The sequence below is a fragment of the Pseudomonas morbosilactucae genome (assembly GCF_023241665.1).
GTDB lineage: Bacteria > Pseudomonadota > Gammaproteobacteria > Pseudomonadales > Pseudomonadaceae > Aquipseudomonas > Aquipseudomonas morbosilactucae.
In genome coordinates this window covers 1-15,709 of sequence record NZ_JALQCX010000056.1, presented here as the reverse complement: position 1 = coordinate 15,709, position 15,709 = coordinate 1, and the positions used below count along the sequence as shown (strand labels likewise).

Sequence of the window (15,709 nt, the reverse complement as noted above, 5' to 3'; positions counted from 1 at the left end):
ACACGGATGGAACCAAAAGGCCAGCGCCGGTAGCGCCTGGGCTTGAATGTCATGTCGCGGGTGATGAGCCAGGCTGCGTCAGGGGGGCGCTGGCATGTCGCCCGGGTGTTCGGATCTGGCATCCTTCAGCGGCTGGTCGTGCGTGCCTGCAGGCCGCTGCATCGGCGTATACAGCCCGGCATCGCCACAGACCTGAAAGCCCAGGCGCTCATACAACCGCCGGGCCCGGCTGCCCTGCTCGACGCTCAGGTTGCAGGCCAGGCCCTGGCTGTCGGCCAGGTGCAGGACCGCGTGCAGCAAGCGGCTACCGATTCCCCGGCCTTGCCACTGCGGCAACAGGGCGATATCGACAATGCGTACCTCATTGGGCTCTCGGTGCACGCAGAGGCGGCCGATCGGGCGGCCTGCCTGCTGGATGATCAGGAAATCCGCGGTGGGGTAATGCTGCTCATAGTGGCGGCGCTGCAACTCCGCCTGGGAGTGCAGGAAGGCTCGGCGCTGGTCGTCGCTCCAGCCCGGCACGGCACTGACTTCGGCCCAGCGACGGGTCACGAACAGCGCCTGCAGGAAGGCCAGGTCATCGCCGTTCTGCTCGCGCAGAACGGGGTCGCTGCCGGAGGGCGGCAGCGACTGGGGGGCGGCGTTGGCAGCAGTCATCAAGGCCTCGATGGGTATTCGCCATTGAGGCAGATGCAGTAGGCCAATGTCAGGAACGGCTGCACCGTGCTGCGCGGTGCGCTGCTACCGGGCGCCAGTAGCCCGGTTGTACCGATGGTGTTGGCGGCCAGGGTCGGGCTGCCCGCGACGGGCGCGGTGTTGTTGTACAGGCGTATGTTGCGCGGCTGGGCCAGGTAGGCGCTGGTGTTGGGTTCGTCCAGGCTGGAGGTGGAGTCAATGCCGTCCTTGACCTGCAACGCATGGGTATGGGGTGCGATGTTGCCAGGCAGCAGTGTGACCACGTCGGCACCTACGGCGGTGCCCAGTGGCCGTTGTGTCAGCCCGGGGCCATTGCCGGCGCCCATGGCGGCACGCCCATTGAGGTTGGGCAGTTGGAAGGTTTGCCCCGGCGTGCCGCCATAGGTGTTGCCGATGATCGAATACAGCGCGGTGTTCTGTTGAATCGACAAAGTCGAACCGTCGCAGTAAGCCCAGTCCATTGGTGCGAAGTTGAAGGGGAACAGCCTGATTTCGCCAGTGAAAGCATCCATGATCGGTCGCTCCTGAACAATAAAAGTAGGGTTACGGCCGAGTCGGGTAGATGCCCGCCAGGCAGATGATGTAGTTAATCGCCAAGGTCCCCATCAGGTTGCTGTGGGGGGCCACCGCGCCGGTGCCCAGCGCCGGGTCGAGAAAACCGGGGTTCAGGCTGACGGGGGCTGTGGTGCCGGTGCCTGCGCTATACAGGCCTTTGATCACGCCGGCCGGGACGAACTCACCGAAGGTCTGGCTGGAAGGCGCGGCGGGAGCGGGAGGCGTGGGCGTCGCCGAGGTAGCCGGGTTGGTGCTGACGGTAAAGGTATGGCTGTGGGCGGGCGTGTTCGCCGAGGTCAGCGTCACGGCTTCCGTGCCCAGGGTCTGTGCCAGCACCCTCGGGGTGAGCCCGGGGCCGGTACCTTGCCCGATGGGCAGGCGACCGCGGTAATCGGGCAGGCCGAAGGTGGTGATGCCGTTGCCGCCATAGGTAGTACCGAGCACGCTAAACAAGGCGTCATAGCCGCTGATTGGCAGGACCGCGCCATCGCATATTGCCCAGTTCACCGGCGCATAGTTACCGGCGAACATGCGGATTTCTCCGAGGTAAGCTTCAGACATGTCAGTTTCCTTACTCGAGGGTCTGTAATCGTGCGGCTATGGGCGCGGCGGGTAGATGCCGTTCGTGGCAATGAAGAAGCCCCCGACAATCGAGGGCTGCATGTTGGCGACCGGCGTACCTGGCGTGGGTGCTACGGTGGCGCTGTTCAATGCCACCAAATCCGACCCAGCGGCGGTCACGTAAGTCGCTCGGGACGCCGCGCCGGACGAGTTCGAGCTGACGGCAGGTATGGCGCCTGCCGGGCCGGTGGTGCCGGCGGCATTGGAAACATGAGTGCCGTGGGTATGAGTGGCCAGGGTGTTGACGCCGAGGGCGACGGTCTCGCTGCCACCGGCAGAGCCTAAGGCATGGACGCCGAGGACCGGGTTTGTCGACGCGACGGCATTTTGTCCGATGGCAGTGCGACCACGCAGGTCGGGCAGGCCGAAGGTGGTGGAGCCATTGCCGCCAAAACGGGTACCAAGGAGGGAGGCTAAAGCGACATAGGTATTGAAGGGCAGAATCTGACCTTCGCAGGGCAACCAACCGGACGGTGCCCAACCCCAGGGAAACAAGCGGATTTCACCCAGAAACGGATCCATGTTCTTTCCTCCATGAAAATAAATTGGCGCCAAAAAGTCGTTCATCCTGACGGCATGAAGTGCGCGACTCGCACAATAACCAAAAGCCAATTTATTAGGCAAATATTATTTTTACGTGCCGCAAAGTGGTGCGATCAAGTGCTTGTAGGGCCTCATAAAGTTGCCATTTCAGCGGTGTGTCATTAAAGCGCTGAAGTCCATCGGGTTGCGCGTCAATATTATGTTTTTATTGGGCTAGGCAGTCTGTGTCGCTGTTTTATTTGGCGAAAGACCGACGCGGTTACTCGGGAATTATAGCGCTGTGCAACCAACGCTCTGCCCGGCAGGGGTCGGTCTTTAGGCCTTTTGACGGCGGGACGGCTGGCCCTGGGGGAGGGTGCCTGTTCGCCCGAGCGAGTAGCTGGCTCAGGCGGGTTGTCGATCGACGTTATTTAAATCAGTACTTAAGTACCTAAGCTTGATTTTTTTCTGAATTAAAGTGTTGTGGGCTCTTGGCCGATAACCTGCGCCGTGCCGGATGGGTGTAACTTGCACGAGATAAAACAAAGCACGCTAACGATGTAGCCGGTTGTGTAGTTCTATCACTCAAAACAATAAAGCGTCGCCAGTTGTCAGGCACTTTGATGACTGTTACCCAGCCTCGTTAAAGTTGTTACCGTGACAAGCAACGATTCCCAACTAACGCTCTCGGGTATTGTATTCGGCGCAGTTTTAACAGCTGTATTACCGGACGCTCGATGAGGGGCTTGGTGCGGGGGATTCGGCCCTTTGGGTGGCCGTAGAGGCCTGGGCAGGCGATTTGGCGTTCAGCGGCTGGCAACCTGGCGCCCCGCGCAGGGGCCCAGGTTGCCCGATGCATCAGAGGCCGGCGCTGTCCTGGGCGGCGGTCTTCGGCTTGCCGTAGTGCCACTCGTAGACCACGAACTTGAAGTCCTTGAGGTCGCCTTTCTCATCGAAGCTCAAATCCCCGGTCGGGGTCTTGAAGGTGCCGGCGTGGATCGCCTCGGCGACTTTTTCCGGGTCCTCGCTGTGGGTGCTGGCGATGGCGTCGGCCAGTACCTGCACCGCCGAGTAGGTCGGTAACACAAAGGCGCCGCTGGAGCTTTCCTTCTTCGCTTCGAAGGCTTCTACCAGGCCTTGTTGGCCGGGTCCTGGTCGAAGGCCTTGGGCAGGGTCACCAGCATGCCTTCGGAGGCGTCCTTGGCGATCTGCGAGATGGAGTCGTTGCCTACGCCTTCAGGGCCCATGAAGCGTGCTGTCAGGCCTTTTTCCCGGGCTTGGCGCAGCAGCAGGCCCATCTCTGGGTGGTAGCCGCCGAAGTACACGAAGTCGACATTGGCTTGTTTGAGTTTGGCCAGGATCGAGGAGTAGTCGCGCTCGCCGACGTTGATCCCTTCGAACATCGCGACTTTGACGCCCTCCTTGCCGAGGATCTCTTTCACCGAACTGGCAATGCCTTCGCCGTACTGCTGTTTGTCGTGCAGTACCGCGACGTTGGCCGGTTTCAGGCTGGCGATGTAGCGGGCGGCAGCCGGGCCCTGGGCGTTATCCAGGCCGATGGTGCGGAAGATCATCTTGTAGCCGCGCGCGGTCAGTTCAGGGCTGGTGGCGGCCGGGGTGATCATGATGATGCCTTCGTCTTCGTAGATGTCCGAAGCCGGCTGGGTGGAGCTGGAGCACAGGTGCCCGACCACGAATTTAACCCCGTCGTTGACCACTTTGTTCGCCACGGCCACCGCTTGCTTGGGGTCGCAGGCGTCATCGTATTCCACGGCCACCAGTTGCTTGCCGTCGACGCCGCCCTTGGCGTTGATCTGCTCGATAGCCATGCGCGCACCGCTGAACTGCATGTCGCCGTACTGCGCCACCGGCCCGGTTTTCGGGCCGGCGATGCCGATCTTGATGCTGTCGGCGGCCAGGGAATGGCCGGCCAGGCCGGCCAGGATCATGGCGCTGAGCAGTTGGGTGGCTTTGTTATTGATGCGACTCATTGGGGTTCCACTCCTGTGGGTAACGATTCAAAAAGGTGTTGCGGGTGATTCGACGATAAGGCGGCGCGTTGCCGGCAGGCAGGTACAGGTCGCCACGAATCACGTCGGGCAGTATGCCGGGATCTGCCGCCGTGTGCTGCATCGGGCGCTCTACAACGGCCCTCAGGCGCAGGTGTCCAGGGCTTGGGCGACGTCGGCCAGCAAGTCGGCCAGGTCTTCCAGGCCCACCGACAGGCGCACCAGCCCCTCGGAAATACCGTGGTGTGCACGTTCTTCCGGGGTGTAGGTGGAGTGGGTCATGCTCGCCGGGTGCTGGGCCAGGGATTCGGCATCCCCCAGGCTGACGGCGCGGCTGAACAGTCCCAGGGCATTCATGAAGCGCCGGCCGGTGACCAGGCCGCCCTTGAGTTCAAAGGCGATCATGCCGCCGGGCAATTTCATCTGCCGGCTGGCCAGGGCGTGCTGGGGAAAGGAGGGCAGGCCCGGGTAGGTCACCCATTCCACCGCCGGGTGGTCCTGCAGCAAGCGGGCAATCTCCAGGGCATTGCTGCAATGGCGATCCATGCGCAGGGCCAGGGTCTTCAGGCCGCGCATCAGCAGAAAGGCATCCTGGGGCGAGAGCACCGCACCGGTCAGGTCCTTCAGCCCTTGCAGGCGAATTCGATCCGCCAGTGCCTGGCGGGTCACCACGATGCCGGCGGTGATGTCGCCATGCCGCTGAGGTATTTGGTGGCGGAGTGCACCACCACATCCGCACCCCAATCCAGGGGCCGTTGCAGGTAAGGGGTGCAATAGGTGTTGTCGACCACCAGGATCAAGTCCTGGCGCTGGCGGGCGACCTCGGCCACCGCGGCGATGTCCACCAGTTGCAGCGTAGGGTTGGCCGGGGATTCGCAATAGATCATGCGGGTGGCCGGGCTGATGGCGGCTCTTAGTTCGCCCAGGTCACTGAGGTCGACATGCCGCACCTTGACCCCGAATTCGCTGATGCCGTGGTGCAGCAGGGCGAAGGTGCAGCCATACAGAGTCTGGCTGACGATGACCTCGTCGCCGGGGCGCAGCAAGGTCCAGAAGGTTGCGGCAATCGCCCCCATGCCGGAACTGAAGGCCACCGCTGCTTCGCCGTTTTCCAGGGTGGCCATGCGGGCTTCCAGCAAGGCCAGGGTCGGGTTGGCGATCCGCGTGTAGACGTAGCCGCTTTCTTCCCCGGCAAAGCAACCGGCGCCGTATTCGGCGGTGGCGAAGGTGAAGGTCGAGGTCAGGTAGATCGGCGGGATAAGTGCGCCATGATGCTGCTGCGGGTCGTAGCCGTGATGGATCGCACGGGTGGAAAAACCCAGCTCATTGTTTTTATTGTCCATGTTCAATGCTCCCGTATTTGTGCCAATGCTATGCTCAAATTCGGCGACAAAAATTCCAAATTTGCCCCTTGATCAGGGCTGGATTGGAACAAAATCAAATAAAAATAAAATGGAGAGGCAAAAAATGCCCAATGCCCTGGATCGCACCGACAAAGCCCTGCTGAACGCCCTGCAAGGCAATGCCCGCCTGACCGTCGCCGAGCTGGCCGACAGCGTCGCCCTGACCACCTCGCCCTGCTGGCGCCGGGTGAAAATTCTTGAAGAAAGCGGGGTGATCACCGGCTACCAGGCGATCCTTTCGCCCAAGGCCCTCGGCTACGGGGTCACCGCCTTTGTCAGCGTGATGATGGAATCCCATTGCCAGGACACCGCCAGGGCGTTTGAGCAGCGGCTGCTGGAGATTCCGGAAATCGTCGCCTGCCACAACGTCTCCGGGCGCTACGATTTCCTCCTGGAAGTGCTGGCCAAGGACCTGGAGTCCTTCGGCGAATTCGCCCGTGAAGTGCTGCAGACCTTGCCGGCGGTCAAAGAGATCTACTCGAGCTTTTCCTTCAAGTCGGTCAAGCCGTCGCGGGTGATTCCGGTGCTGGGTTGAGCGCCGCGCTGCCGGGTGGCCCAGGCTGGTGCCGGCGATCTGTTGGTGGAGCAACAGCGGTTCAATAGACTGTCACGCCAGGGACAGGAGGGCGCTTTTTATTGGCTCCCAAGTTTTTGATTTTATTGGCTTATAGGCTTGGCATGGATTGTGTTGTAGGTGGGCAGATCAGTAAACGACTGCCACTCCACCTCACTAGAAGCCACCCCCATGCACAAGACCTTGCAACGCACCCTACTGGCCAGCCTCTTGGCCCTCGGCATTTTCACCGGCTTGCCGCCGGCCCCCGCCCAGGCGGCGGACAATGAGCAGTTCATTCCCCTGGCCACCTACCGCGTCGGCGCCTACGCCTCCAGTGGCATTCCCTGGTGGGCCGGGGAGATCGACTACTTCCGCTACATCAACGAGGTCGAGGGTGGGGTGAATGGGGTCAAGCTGGTCTGGCAGGAGTGTGAGACCGAGTGGAACACCGACCGCGTCATTGAATGTTATGAGCGCTACAAGAAGGGCCTCGACGCGCGCCGACTGCGTTCTTCTTCACCCACAGCACCCCGGCATCCTACGCGCTGATCGAGCGCGCCGCGGTGGATCGCATTCCCCTGATCGACGGCGCCGGCGGGCGCACCGAGTCCACCGACGGCAGCGTGTTCCCCTATGCCTTCCCGCTGTTGCTCAACTACTACGGCCAGGCCTCGGTGGGCATCAACTACATCGCCCAGCGTGAGGGCGGTTTCGACAAGCTCAAGGGCAAGAAGATCGTCACCGTCTACCACGACTCGGCCTACGGTCGCGAAACCCAGGGCCCGATGAAGCTACTGGCGGAAAAATACGGTTTCGAGAACATCCAGATCCCGGTGGCCGATCCCGGCAACGAGCAATCCACCCAATGGCGCCAGGTGCGCCAGATCAACCCGGACTGGGTGTTCCTGCGTACCTGGGGCGTGTCCACCCCAGTGGGGATCAAGACGGCCGTGCGTTTCGGCATTCCCGTGGACCGCATCATCGGCGACGTCTGGGCCGGTTCCGAGGCCGATGTGATTCCCGCCGGCACCGCCGCCAAGGGCTACCAGGCCCTGGCGCCATTCCCGGGTGGCGACGGCTTTGACATCCACCAGCGGCTCAAGCGCGCCATCCTCGATGCCGGCAAGAGCAACCTCAAGGACCCGAGCTACTTCGGCAAGGTCTACTACAACATTGGCCTGATCAACGCCGCCATTGCCGTGGAAGCGCTGCGCACCGGTCAGGCCAAGTTCGGCAACCGTCCCCTCAACGGTGAGGAAACCCGCTGGGCCTTCGAGCACCTGGACATCGACGCAGCGCGCCTCAAGGCGATCGGCTTCGAGGGCCTGCTGGCACCGTTGAAACTGTCTTGCGCGGACCATGAAGGCGGCGGCTCGGCTCGCGTTCAGCAGTGGGACGGGCAGAAGTGGGTGCTGGTGACCGACTGGGTACAAGCCGACCGTGACACCTTGCGCCCGCTGATCGAAGCCAAGTCCGCGGCCTACGCCAAGGAGAAGGGCATCACCCCGCGTAACTGCTCGGCAGAGTAAGCGCTCCTTCGAGCGACCAGCGCCGAGGGGTGGCAAGAGAGAGGCTTCGGCCTCTTTTTTGTCAGTGCCTGCAGGCACCGACCCGCCTGTTCATTGCACCTTTATCGAGCCGTCACGGCGGCTGAAATTTCCTCAACGGCCGTCGATCATCCGCAACAGCCGCCCCAGAAGCCTATAGAATGACGCCCCGCGTGCCGGCTCCGGCGTGCCCTGGCTCCCGCGTGCCCGCCACCTGTTCACACGGGACGCAGGGAACGGGGCCATGCCTGTTCGATCATCGATAGAGTAATACGACCTTTAAATGAACAACCCTGCGGCAACAACCCACGGCCATTGGCAGCCGGTCATCGCACTGGCGCTGGCCGCTTTTGTGTTCAACACCACGGAATTCGTCCCGGTCGGGCTGCTGAGTTCGATCGGCAACAGCTTCAACCTGCCCACGGCCCAGGTCGGCTTGATGCTGACCATTTACGCCTGGGTGGTGTCGCTGACTTCGCTGCCGGTGATGCTGCTGACGCGGAACGTCGAGCGGCGCAAGCTGTTGCTGGTGTTGTTCGGCCTGTTTATCGCCAGCCACGTGGTGTCCAGCCTGGCCAACAGCTTCGGCTTGCTGTTGTTCAGCCGCATCGGGGTAGCGCTGGCCCATGCGCTGTTCTGGTCGATCACAGCGTCCCTGGCCGTGCGCCTGGCGCCGCCGGGCAAGCAGGTCCAGGCCCTGGGCTTGCTGGCCACCGGCACGTCCCTGGCGATGGTGCTGGGCATTCCCCTGGGCCGGCTGCTGGGCGAGGCCATGGGCTGGCGCACCACCTTTATCGTGATTGCCCTGTTGGCGGCGGTGCTGGTGTTCTGGCTGACCAAGAGCCTGCCGCTGTTGCCAAGCCAGAACTCCGGTTCCCTGCGCAGCCTGCCGCTGCTGTTCAAACGCCCGGCGTTGCTGGCGATCTACGTGCTGACAGCGGTGGTGGTGACCGCCCAGTTCACCGCCTACAGCTACATCGAGCCTTTTGTGCAGAGCGTCGCCGGCCTCAGCGGCCAGGCGGTGACCCTGATCCTGCTGCTGTTCGGTGGTGCGGGCATCCTCGGTTCGCTGTGTTTCAGCCGTTTTCACCGCTACGGCCCGACGCGCTTCCTGCTGATCGCCGTCGGCCTGCTTACCCTGTGCCTGCTGCTGCTCTGGCCGGCCAGCCTGGGCGTGGAGTACCTGGGCGTGCTCAGCGTGGTCTGGGGCATGGCGATCATGGGCTTTGGCCTGGCCCTGCAATCCCGGGTGCTGGTGCTGGCGCCGGATGCCACCGACGTGGCGATGGCGCTGTTTTCCGGGATCTACAACATCGGCATCGGCGGCGGAGCCTTGCTCGGCAGTTGGGTCGGCGGCCAGCTGGGGTTTGCCTACATCGGCCTGGTGGGTGGCTCGCTGGCGGGGCTGGCGCTGCTGTTCTACGCCTTGACGATCGCCCGTCTCGCCCGCGCCGAGGCGGCGGGCTAAGCGTTCTTGTCGGGGCGGCTGACGTCTTTCAGTATCGCGACGTAGCCGCCATACAGGTTGGCCTCGGGCACGCGCTGTTGCGCCACCAGTTGCTCATGCACGGTGCGCAGATGGTAGAAGGGCAGGCGCACAAACAGATGGTGTTCGATGTGGTAGTGAATGGCGTGGGGGCCACACAGAAAGGTCTGCCAGTTCGGGCGCACGATGCTCCGCGCATTCTGGCTCTGGTCCGCACATTCGGGCAGGCCGGCGTGCTCCATGATCGCGCGGATGCGCCCCATCAACGGCAGCAGGGTGATGGCCGGCAGCAACCATAGGCCCAGGTACAGCCACGGGTGCCCGGAAGCAGCCAGCAGGCCGAACAACAGGCCGTTGCTCAGCAGCATCGACAGCACCTCCCAGGCCTTCAGGCGGGGGGACTTCTGTGCCTTGGGCATGATCTCGCGGTAATCGCCGCGGACAATCCGCCACGCGCTGAGGAAATAGCCCAGGCCACAGAGGTCGGCCAGTAGTTTGCCAGCCAGCTTGCCTCGGGCCATGGGAAAGTCCCCCAAGCCGAACACCGCCACCACCGGGTCGTCATGGCGCATCGGCGCGACATGGTGCTTGAGGTGCCCGACCCGATAGGTTTCCAGGGAAATAAACAGCGGGCCGGCCGCCAGCGCCTGGCCGATGCCGTCATTCAGGCCCTGGTGGCGCAGCAGCACGCCATGGGCGCTTTCATGCGTGATCACCGCCAGCGCCAGTTGGCTGCGGGCAATGATGATCGCCGCCGCCAGGTAGATCAGGGGATGGGGCCAGATCACCGCGCACACTAATGCCAGCGCGATCAGCCCCCAGTCCGCCAACAACGCCAGCAGGCTGCGCCAGGGTTGCAGTTGAAACAACGCGGGTGCCGGGGCGAAGTGCTTGAGCCGGGGATTTTCCCCCGCACGGGAATTAGGCTTTGGCACGCTCGGCACCTCCACACGCTCGGGCCCAGTAGCTGCACAGCAGCGCCAGCAACAGCCCGCCCAGCACATCGATCAGTGTGTGTTGCTTGACCGTCAGGGTGGACAGGCAAATCAGCAGGCCCAGGGTGCCTGCCAGCCATGACAGGCGTTGGCCCCACAGCATCCGCCAGGCCAGGCAGGTCACGGCGACGTGCAAGCAGGGAAAACCATTGGCCGCCATGTCCACCAGCCACAGGCGGATAAACCGCTCACGCAGAAAGGCGTCGTCAATCAACAGTGGATCGGGCCGTGGCACCGACTCCGGGAACAGCAAAAAGCAGCCGCAGGCGATCACGAACGCCAGGGCGGTCGCCCGCTTGAACGCGCTGAACGCCTGGGCTGGCGCGTAAGCGGCGGTCACCACCACAAAGGGGAAGAACAGCACATAGGCCCACCACGACAAGGGGATAAACGGGATGGCCTGATCCAGTGCAGTGGCCAGTTGGTAACGCGGGGTGACGGCACGCTCCAGGGCAATGAACAGCGTCAACCCCAGCAGCAGGCCCAGCAGGGCGACCAAGGCCTGTCGCCAGTCGGGGCCTGTGCCGAGATAGGTCAACGATCGCTGGCGCATGGGCTGATCCCCTGTCATTACAAGGCCAGCAAGCGGCTGACCCAGGCGTCGATCCGCGCCTGTGCCGCGTCCTGGCCGACCTTCGGCGATGGGGCATTGGCCTCGGCAGCAGTCAGTTGCCGTGCGGCCTCGCTGACCTGGCGCCGAAAATCATCGGTGTTGCCGCGCCAGGTCACCACACGGTGCACCAGGCCCAACTGCTCGGCCCGGGCGGCGTTGCTGGCCTGCTCGGGCTGGTCGGTCAGCACCAGGATGATCGGCCGTTGATACACCAGGGCGATGGACAAGGCCGCCATGCCTGGGGCCGACACCAGCAGCTGAGCCCGGGAGGCGTGCCCGGCCCAGTGCGGGTCGACCGCCAGCCAGCCACTGCGCCCGGCATAGCCTTCACCGACCTGATGGGCGCTCAGCCCGGCCTCGATCAGGCCGCTGGACAAGGCGTCCGCCAGCGCGACGTCGCGAAAGTGCGGGTTCAGGTACACCGCCACTTCGGCCTCGACTGCCAGCGCTGGTGGCTCGGCCAGGGCCACCGGAGTGGGCAGGCGATACAGTCGGGGCGCCCGGGTGTCGTCAATGGCGTAGGCAAAATCATGTTCGATGCAGGCCCGCGCGGCGTCGATCTGCTGGCCGACGATCCAGCCGAACAGGCGGCCGAACTGGCGCGGCCACATGCCTTCGAAGTTGTTCAGCAGCGCCACCTTGAGGCTGGCGCCGTAGACATGCACCACCTTGCGTCGCCAGCCGGGGATCGAGCCGATAAACAGCAGGGCCGGGTGGAAGGAGTCGTTGATCAGCAGATCGGCGTGGCGCAGGCGACGCCGCAGTTGCAGGATGTCCCGCAGCATGCGGGCAGGGTGGAACAGGTAATGGGCGACGTTGCGGTTGGTGGCGTCGCGCAGCATGTTCTGTTGATCATCGAACTGCACCGCATAGTGCCGTGACAGCAGCTCGGCCTGGATGCCGAAGCGCTCCAGGAAGCGTTGGCCTTCATCCGAGGTGGTCAGTACCTCGACCTCGGCCCCCGCAGCTCGCAGGGCGTGCACCAGCAATTGGGCACGCATCAGGTGGCCACGGGCATCGGCGGTGGCCAGGTAGAGGATACGTCGGGTCATGGTGCCGTGCTCACCGCTGCCGCGCCGATCCGCGAGCCGTAAATCCAGCCGGCGGCATACATCGCTAGGGCCCCGGTCACGCCGAAGCCGGCGTCAATCCGCCGAATCTCCTCCAGCAACCGAGCCAGGTGCGGCGCTTCAGTGGGCGTCACGATGCGGCGCAAGGTTTGTTGGCACAGGCGCACGTGCTGTTGCTCATCGGCCAGCACCCGCGAGAGCAAGGGGTAGAGCCCGTGTTGCGGGCCGATCACCGCGCAGTGGCGGCCCAGCACCCGTTCCGCCATCTGCTCGGCGCACAACCCGGTGGCGTAGGCCGGCACCAGCAGGCCGTGGCTGAAGTGGGGCGCGTAGTCACGGGCCAGGCGTTGCCAGCGCTGGATCTTGCGTCGGCTTAGCCAGTCCGGCTCCAGGCGGGCTTCGCGCTCGTCACCCAGGGCACGCAAGGCCTCGCTGAACAGCGCCACATGGCGGCGCTCATCGTCCAGGTGGCGTTCGACCTGGCGTTCGAGCCAGTCCGGCGACTGGGGCAGCAACTGTTCCAGCAGCGCCCGTTCGGTGGCGTCCTCACCGGCCAGGTACATGCGCAGCAGCAAGCGTTCACCCCGCGGGCTACGGTGCAGGCGGCGCAGGGCGGCACGCTTGATGCGGTCCACCAGGCGCGCTTGCACGGCGCTCAGGCCCTGTTGTTTAGGCGGTTGCAGGCAGGGGTAATCGACGGCGTCGGCGGCGTGTTGCTGCACGCTCATTGCGCGGCCTGGGCGGTGCTGGGCGCATCAGCGCTGCGTGGCCAGGCGAGGATCAGGCCAATGAAGCTGTCGCGCATAAAGGCGTAGCCGGACTCAGCGGCGCCAGGGAAAGCTTCCTCGACACCGTTGTAGCGCAGGAAGCCCACGCCGTTGCGCGCGCCCAGTTCCAGGGTGTCGTGTTTCTTAAAGCCGCGCTGGCGCACGTCCTTTAGCAGCGGGCTGTTGTCGAGGGCAAACACAAACAGTTGGCGTTGCACCACCCACAACGGAATCTGACCGCTCAAGGCTTGCAGTTTCAGGGTCCAGGTGCCATCGCGGGTCAGTTGGCGGAGGTCGCTGGCGCTCGCCGGGTCGGAGCTGAAGCTGGCGCGCATCAGCGACTTGGAGACGCGACCCACGCCCAGGGCGATGGTGATGTCGTCGGCCGAGGGCTGCTTGGCGTCGCTGGGGCGCACGGCAATGAAATAGCTGGCCAGGCGGGCGGCGAGGGACGGGTGGGCGAGCACATCACGGGCCTGTTCCGGGGTGAACAGCACGCGCTCGCTGCCGCCCTGGCGCACGCTGATGCGGTAGGGGTCGAGCTGGATGTCGCTGAACGTGCCACGCACTGGGGCGTGCACGTAGGTGTCGGTTTTCCACACCTCACCCGAACGGCGCAGCAACACATGCAGGCTCAAGGGCACGCGTTGGCCATCGGCGGCCAGGCCACTGCCGTGCAGCAACACGTCGCCGATCACGGTCTTTTTGTCCGCCACGCTGCCGCTGGCAATCAGGATCTGGTGGCTCTCCGGGTCAACGCTAGCCTTGGCGTCGGCAAGGTCCAGGGCAATGCGGTTGCAGTCGTTGTTGGGGCTGTCGTGGCCGTTGCTCAGGGGGCAGCCTTGGCCGGAGGCGAAGTGAAACACCCCACGGCCGCTGAATTCGGCGGGGGTGGCATGCACCTGGGCACTCACAGACAGCAGGGTCAGGCAGGTCATGGAGCAAGCAAGGGAGCGAAGGGCGTAGAGGTTCATGCGTAAGTCCTGTCGGCAGGCAACGGTACGGGCCACAAAAGCGTGCGGCGCGGGATCAATCCAGGGGGCGGTGGTAGGACAGGGCTTCGCTGTGGCGAGCACTGCCGCGACCGGCCGAAATGCCCAGGCCACGGACCACAGCACCTGCCGTGTCCAGCAGCGACAGGGCCACCACCATGGCCATGCCGGCCAGGCGTCGAACGCCTTGCAGCGGCGGTAAATCCTGATGGTTCAAGGCGCGCAGGCTGTAACCGAGGCGCCCGGCCATGACGCAGAACGGGCCGATGGGGCCACTGCGCGCCAACCACTGCAGCCAGCCCGGCATGTAGGCACGTACCAGGTAGGGGGTCAGGTCGACGCTGTCGCCGCCCCTCAGCCAGCGCAGCTTGAACACTTCGCCACGGCTGTCGGGCAGGCGGTGCTCGGTGTGGGCGCGGGGCGCATAGGCCACGGCGACACCGGCCGCCTGCAGGCGCAGGCCCATGACCTGGCAATGGGCGCGGTAGACGCCCTCCAGCGGCTCATAGCGATGTTGCAGGAACACCGAGTGACGGAACACCACGTTGTTCGCATAGAAGTTGCGCGTGGCGCCGTCGGCCAGCGGGCTGGGGAAATACATGAAGTCGATGGCGGTCAGGGCACTGCCGGCGACGCTGGCGGCGTAACTGGTACGGCCGGCGACTGCTGCCGGTGCCTGGGTGGCCGGTTGAGTGAAAGGCACCAGCAGTTGCTCCAGCCAATCATCGGCCGGGATGCAATCGGCGTCGGCAAACACCACGTAGTCGCAGCGACTGGGGTCCACCGCTTCGAAGCCAATGTTCTTCGCGTCGTAGTAGCCGGTGCGTGGGTCGATTTCGATGAAATCCAGCGGCCGTCCGGCCAGCGCCACCAGTTCCTGGCGGGCCTGGGCATCCAGGCCGTCATGGGTGATCACCCACTGCGCCAGGGTCTGCGGGGCCACGCTCTGTTGCCCCAGCTTGAGCAACAGGCGCTTGAGGCTGGTCAGGGCGGCGAGGGCCTGGTTGCCGCCGCGCAGATTGTTGGTCTCCAGGACCAGCGCCGAGACGGCGGCCACGTCAGCCAGAGATCGGGCTGTTTCCACTGGGTGAGGGTTCATTGACATCCTGACTGTCGAGTGTGGGCCATTCCCTGGCGCGGGCCCGGTCAAGGGCGACGGGCCGCGTGGGAGGCAGCGGGCGCAATCACAGCATTATCCTGGGGATTATTCAAATGCTGATTTGCCCGGGGACGGCGGCGCCCCGTCTGCCTGAGGTCACGCCGCGACCTGGGCCTGCAGTTGCAGTTGGCCGTCGATGTCTTTGACCAGGCCGCTGGCCAGGAACAGCGGCAGCAGGCGTTTGTGCCATTGCGGTTCGACGAATTCCTTGACGGTGTCCAGCATCAGCGGCGTGCCGGTTTCCAGTTCCAGCTTGGTATACGACAGCCAGGCTTTTTTCAGCGCCTGCAGGACATCGCTGCCGGAGGTCGAGGCGAAGCGGCGGTTGGCCACTTGCCCGGCAAAATCGAAGGTGTGTGCGTACTCGTAGCCGCTTTGGTCACCCTGGCCGGCGACACAACGGCTGCAGCGGCAGGGGCCGTCACCGAAGGCCTTGAGTAGATAGGTGTTGAAGTCCACCACAGGCTTGAGCCCCAGGCGTTTATCGACTTCGAACAGATCCCCGGTCAGTTTTGCTTCATTACTCAACGTCAATGCCCTCAGAGTCTCGCGGTGTATTTTTGCAGGGCCGCACAATAACAGCCGGATTGCCCCGTGGGTACTTTTCAGCCCCGAGCGGCATTACGTTTATCGACCCTTGGGCACCCACAATCCTGTAGGCGCCGGCTTGCCGGCGATGAGCCGTGAGCATTTGCGTGGGTCGTTGGGGCGCATCGCT

The 15,709-nt window shown here is 64.1% G+C and carries 13 protein-coding genes and 3 pseudogenes; 3 read left to right on the top strand and 13 right to left on the bottom strand.

Annotated elements, in window-relative coordinates:
• Positions 1 to 78: 78 nt before the first annotated feature.
• The 6 genes and pseudogenes from M1B35_RS26180 to M1B35_RS26155 form a co-directional block, all read right to left on the bottom strand.
• Positions 79 to 657 carry a GNAT family N-acetyltransferase gene (locus tag M1B35_RS26180; protein WP_268263492.1) on the bottom strand — a complete coding sequence of 193 codons (579 nt, stop codon included), beginning with the start codon at positions 655 to 657 and terminating at the stop codon, positions 79 to 81.
• Entirely contained in the window at positions 657 to 1,208 is a 552-nt protein-coding gene (locus M1B35_RS26175; RefSeq protein ID WP_268263491.1) for a phage tail protein, read from the bottom strand. Before M1B35_RS26175 ends, M1B35_RS26180 begins: the two co-directional genes overlap by 1 nt.
• A 31-nt stretch (positions 1,209 to 1,239) precedes the next feature.
• Complete coding sequence (locus M1B35_RS26170) at positions 1,240 to 1,812, bottom strand: phage tail protein (RefSeq protein ID WP_268263490.1); 573 nt, start codon at positions 1,810 to 1,812, stop codon at positions 1,240 to 1,242.
• 36 nt (positions 1,813 to 1,848) lie between these two features.
• The gene (locus M1B35_RS26165) at positions 1,849 to 2,394 is read right to left on the bottom strand and encodes a phage tail protein (RefSeq protein WP_268263489.1); all 546 of its coding nucleotides are present in this window, start codon (positions 2,392 to 2,394) and stop codon (positions 1,849 to 1,851) included.
• Positions 2,395 to 3,252: 858 nt separating this feature from the next.
• A pseudogene (locus M1B35_RS26160) lies at positions 3,253 to 4,385 on the bottom strand (branched-chain amino acid ABC transporter substrate-binding protein).
• Between the two features lie 162 nt (positions 4,386 to 4,547).
• Positions 4,548 to 5,746 (bottom strand): annotated as a pseudogene (locus tag M1B35_RS26155) (methionine gamma-lyase).
• A gap of 124 nt (positions 5,747 to 5,870) precedes the next feature.
• On the opposite strand from M1B35_RS26155, the gene M1B35_RS26150 reads away from it, so the two are divergent.
• From M1B35_RS26150 to M1B35_RS26140, 3 genes and pseudogenes are all read left to right on the top strand, one after another.
• Positions 5,871 to 6,341 (top strand): Lrp/AsnC family transcriptional regulator, encoded by a 471-nt coding sequence (locus M1B35_RS26150; protein WP_123333855.1) that lies wholly within the window; start codon positions 5,871 to 5,873, stop codon positions 6,339 to 6,341.
• Between the two features lie 210 nt (positions 6,342 to 6,551).
• Positions 6,552 to 7,891 (top strand): annotated as a pseudogene (locus M1B35_RS26145) (ABC transporter substrate-binding protein).
• Between the two features lie 301 nt (positions 7,892 to 8,192).
• Complete coding sequence (locus M1B35_RS26140; protein ID WP_123333851.1) at positions 8,193 to 9,377, top strand: sugar transporter; 1,185 nt, start codon at positions 8,193 to 8,195, stop codon at positions 9,375 to 9,377.
• On the opposite strand, the gene M1B35_RS26135 is transcribed toward M1B35_RS26140, so the two are convergent.
• The 7 genes from M1B35_RS26135 to M1B35_RS26105 all read right to left on the bottom strand — a co-directional run bounded on the left by M1B35_RS26135 (position 9,374) and on the right by M1B35_RS26105 (position 15,519).
• Positions 9,374 to 10,330 (bottom strand): fatty acid desaturase family protein, encoded by a 957-nt coding sequence (locus M1B35_RS26135; RefSeq protein ID WP_268263488.1) that lies wholly within the window; start codon positions 10,328 to 10,330, stop codon positions 9,374 to 9,376. The genes M1B35_RS26140 and M1B35_RS26135 overlap by 4 nt on opposite strands.
• On the bottom strand, positions 10,317 to 10,943 hold the full coding sequence (locus M1B35_RS26130) for a phosphatase PAP2 family protein (RefSeq protein ID WP_268263487.1): 627 nt from the start codon (positions 10,941 to 10,943) through the stop codon (positions 10,317 to 10,319). Before M1B35_RS26130 ends, M1B35_RS26135 begins: the two co-directional genes overlap by 14 nt.
• A 17-nt stretch (positions 10,944 to 10,960) precedes the next feature.
• Entirely contained in the window at positions 10,961 to 12,055 is a 1,095-nt protein-coding gene (locus M1B35_RS26125) for a glycosyltransferase family protein (protein ID WP_123333845.1), read from the bottom strand.
• A complete protein-coding gene (locus M1B35_RS26120) occupies positions 12,052 to 12,801 on the bottom strand; it encodes a hypothetical protein (RefSeq protein WP_123333843.1) in 750 nt (249 codons plus the stop codon). Before M1B35_RS26120 ends, M1B35_RS26125 begins: the two co-directional genes overlap by 4 nt.
• Complete coding sequence (locus M1B35_RS26115) at positions 12,798 to 13,814, bottom strand: hypothetical protein (RefSeq protein ID WP_268263486.1); 1,017 nt, start codon at positions 13,812 to 13,814, stop codon at positions 12,798 to 12,800. The genes M1B35_RS26120 and M1B35_RS26115 overlap by 4 nt, the downstream gene beginning before the upstream one ends.
• 55 nt (positions 13,815 to 13,869) lie before the next feature.
• Positions 13,870 to 14,931: a glycosyltransferase family 2 protein gene (locus M1B35_RS26110; RefSeq protein ID WP_268263485.1), complete on the bottom strand. Its 1,062-nt coding sequence runs from the start codon at positions 14,929 to 14,931 to the stop codon at positions 13,870 to 13,872.
• A gap of 156 nt (positions 14,932 to 15,087) precedes the next feature.
• Positions 15,088 to 15,519 (bottom strand): hypothetical protein, encoded by a 432-nt coding sequence (locus tag M1B35_RS26105; RefSeq protein WP_185039260.1) that lies wholly within the window; start codon positions 15,517 to 15,519, stop codon positions 15,088 to 15,090.
• Between the last annotated feature and the right edge of the window lie 190 nt (positions 15,520 to 15,709).

Excerpts from the sequence above, each read along its gene's own strand:
- M1B35_RS26180 (WP_268263492.1), bottom strand. The coding sequence starts at position 657 with ATGACTGCTGCCAACGCCGCCCCCCAGTCGCTGCCGCCCTCCGGCAGC.
- M1B35_RS26175 (WP_268263491.1), bottom strand. The coding sequence starts at position 1,208 with ATGGATGCTTTCACTGGCGAAATCAGGCTGTTCCCCTTCAACTTCGCA.
- M1B35_RS26170 (WP_268263490.1), bottom strand. The coding sequence starts at position 1,812 with ATGTCTGAAGCTTACCTCGGAGAAATCCGCATGTTCGCCGGTAACTAT.
- M1B35_RS26165 (WP_268263489.1), bottom strand. The coding sequence starts at position 2,394 with ATGGATCCGTTTCTGGGTGAAATCCGCTTGTTTCCCTGGGGTTGGGCA.
- M1B35_RS26150 (WP_123333855.1), top strand. The coding sequence starts at position 5,871 with ATGCCCAATGCCCTGGATCGCACCGACAAAGCCCTGCTGAACGCCCTG.
- M1B35_RS26140 (WP_123333851.1), top strand. The coding sequence starts at position 8,193 with ATGAACAACCCTGCGGCAACAACCCACGGCCATTGGCAGCCGGTCATC.
- M1B35_RS26130 (WP_268263487.1), bottom strand. The coding sequence starts at position 10,943 with ATGCGCCAGCGATCGTTGACCTATCTCGGCACAGGCCCCGACTGGCGA.
- M1B35_RS26125 (WP_123333845.1), bottom strand. The coding sequence starts at position 12,055 with ATGACCCGACGTATCCTCTACCTGGCCACCGCCGATGCCCGTGGCCAC.
- M1B35_RS26120 (WP_123333843.1), bottom strand. The coding sequence starts at position 12,801 with ATGAGCGTGCAGCAACACGCCGCCGACGCCGTCGATTACCCCTGCCTG.
- M1B35_RS26115 (WP_268263486.1), bottom strand. The coding sequence starts at position 13,814 with ATGAACCTCTACGCCCTTCGCTCCCTTGCTTGCTCCATGACCTGCCTG.
- M1B35_RS26110 (WP_268263485.1), bottom strand. The coding sequence starts at position 14,931 with ATGAACCCTCACCCAGTGGAAACAGCCCGATCTCTGGCTGACGTGGCC.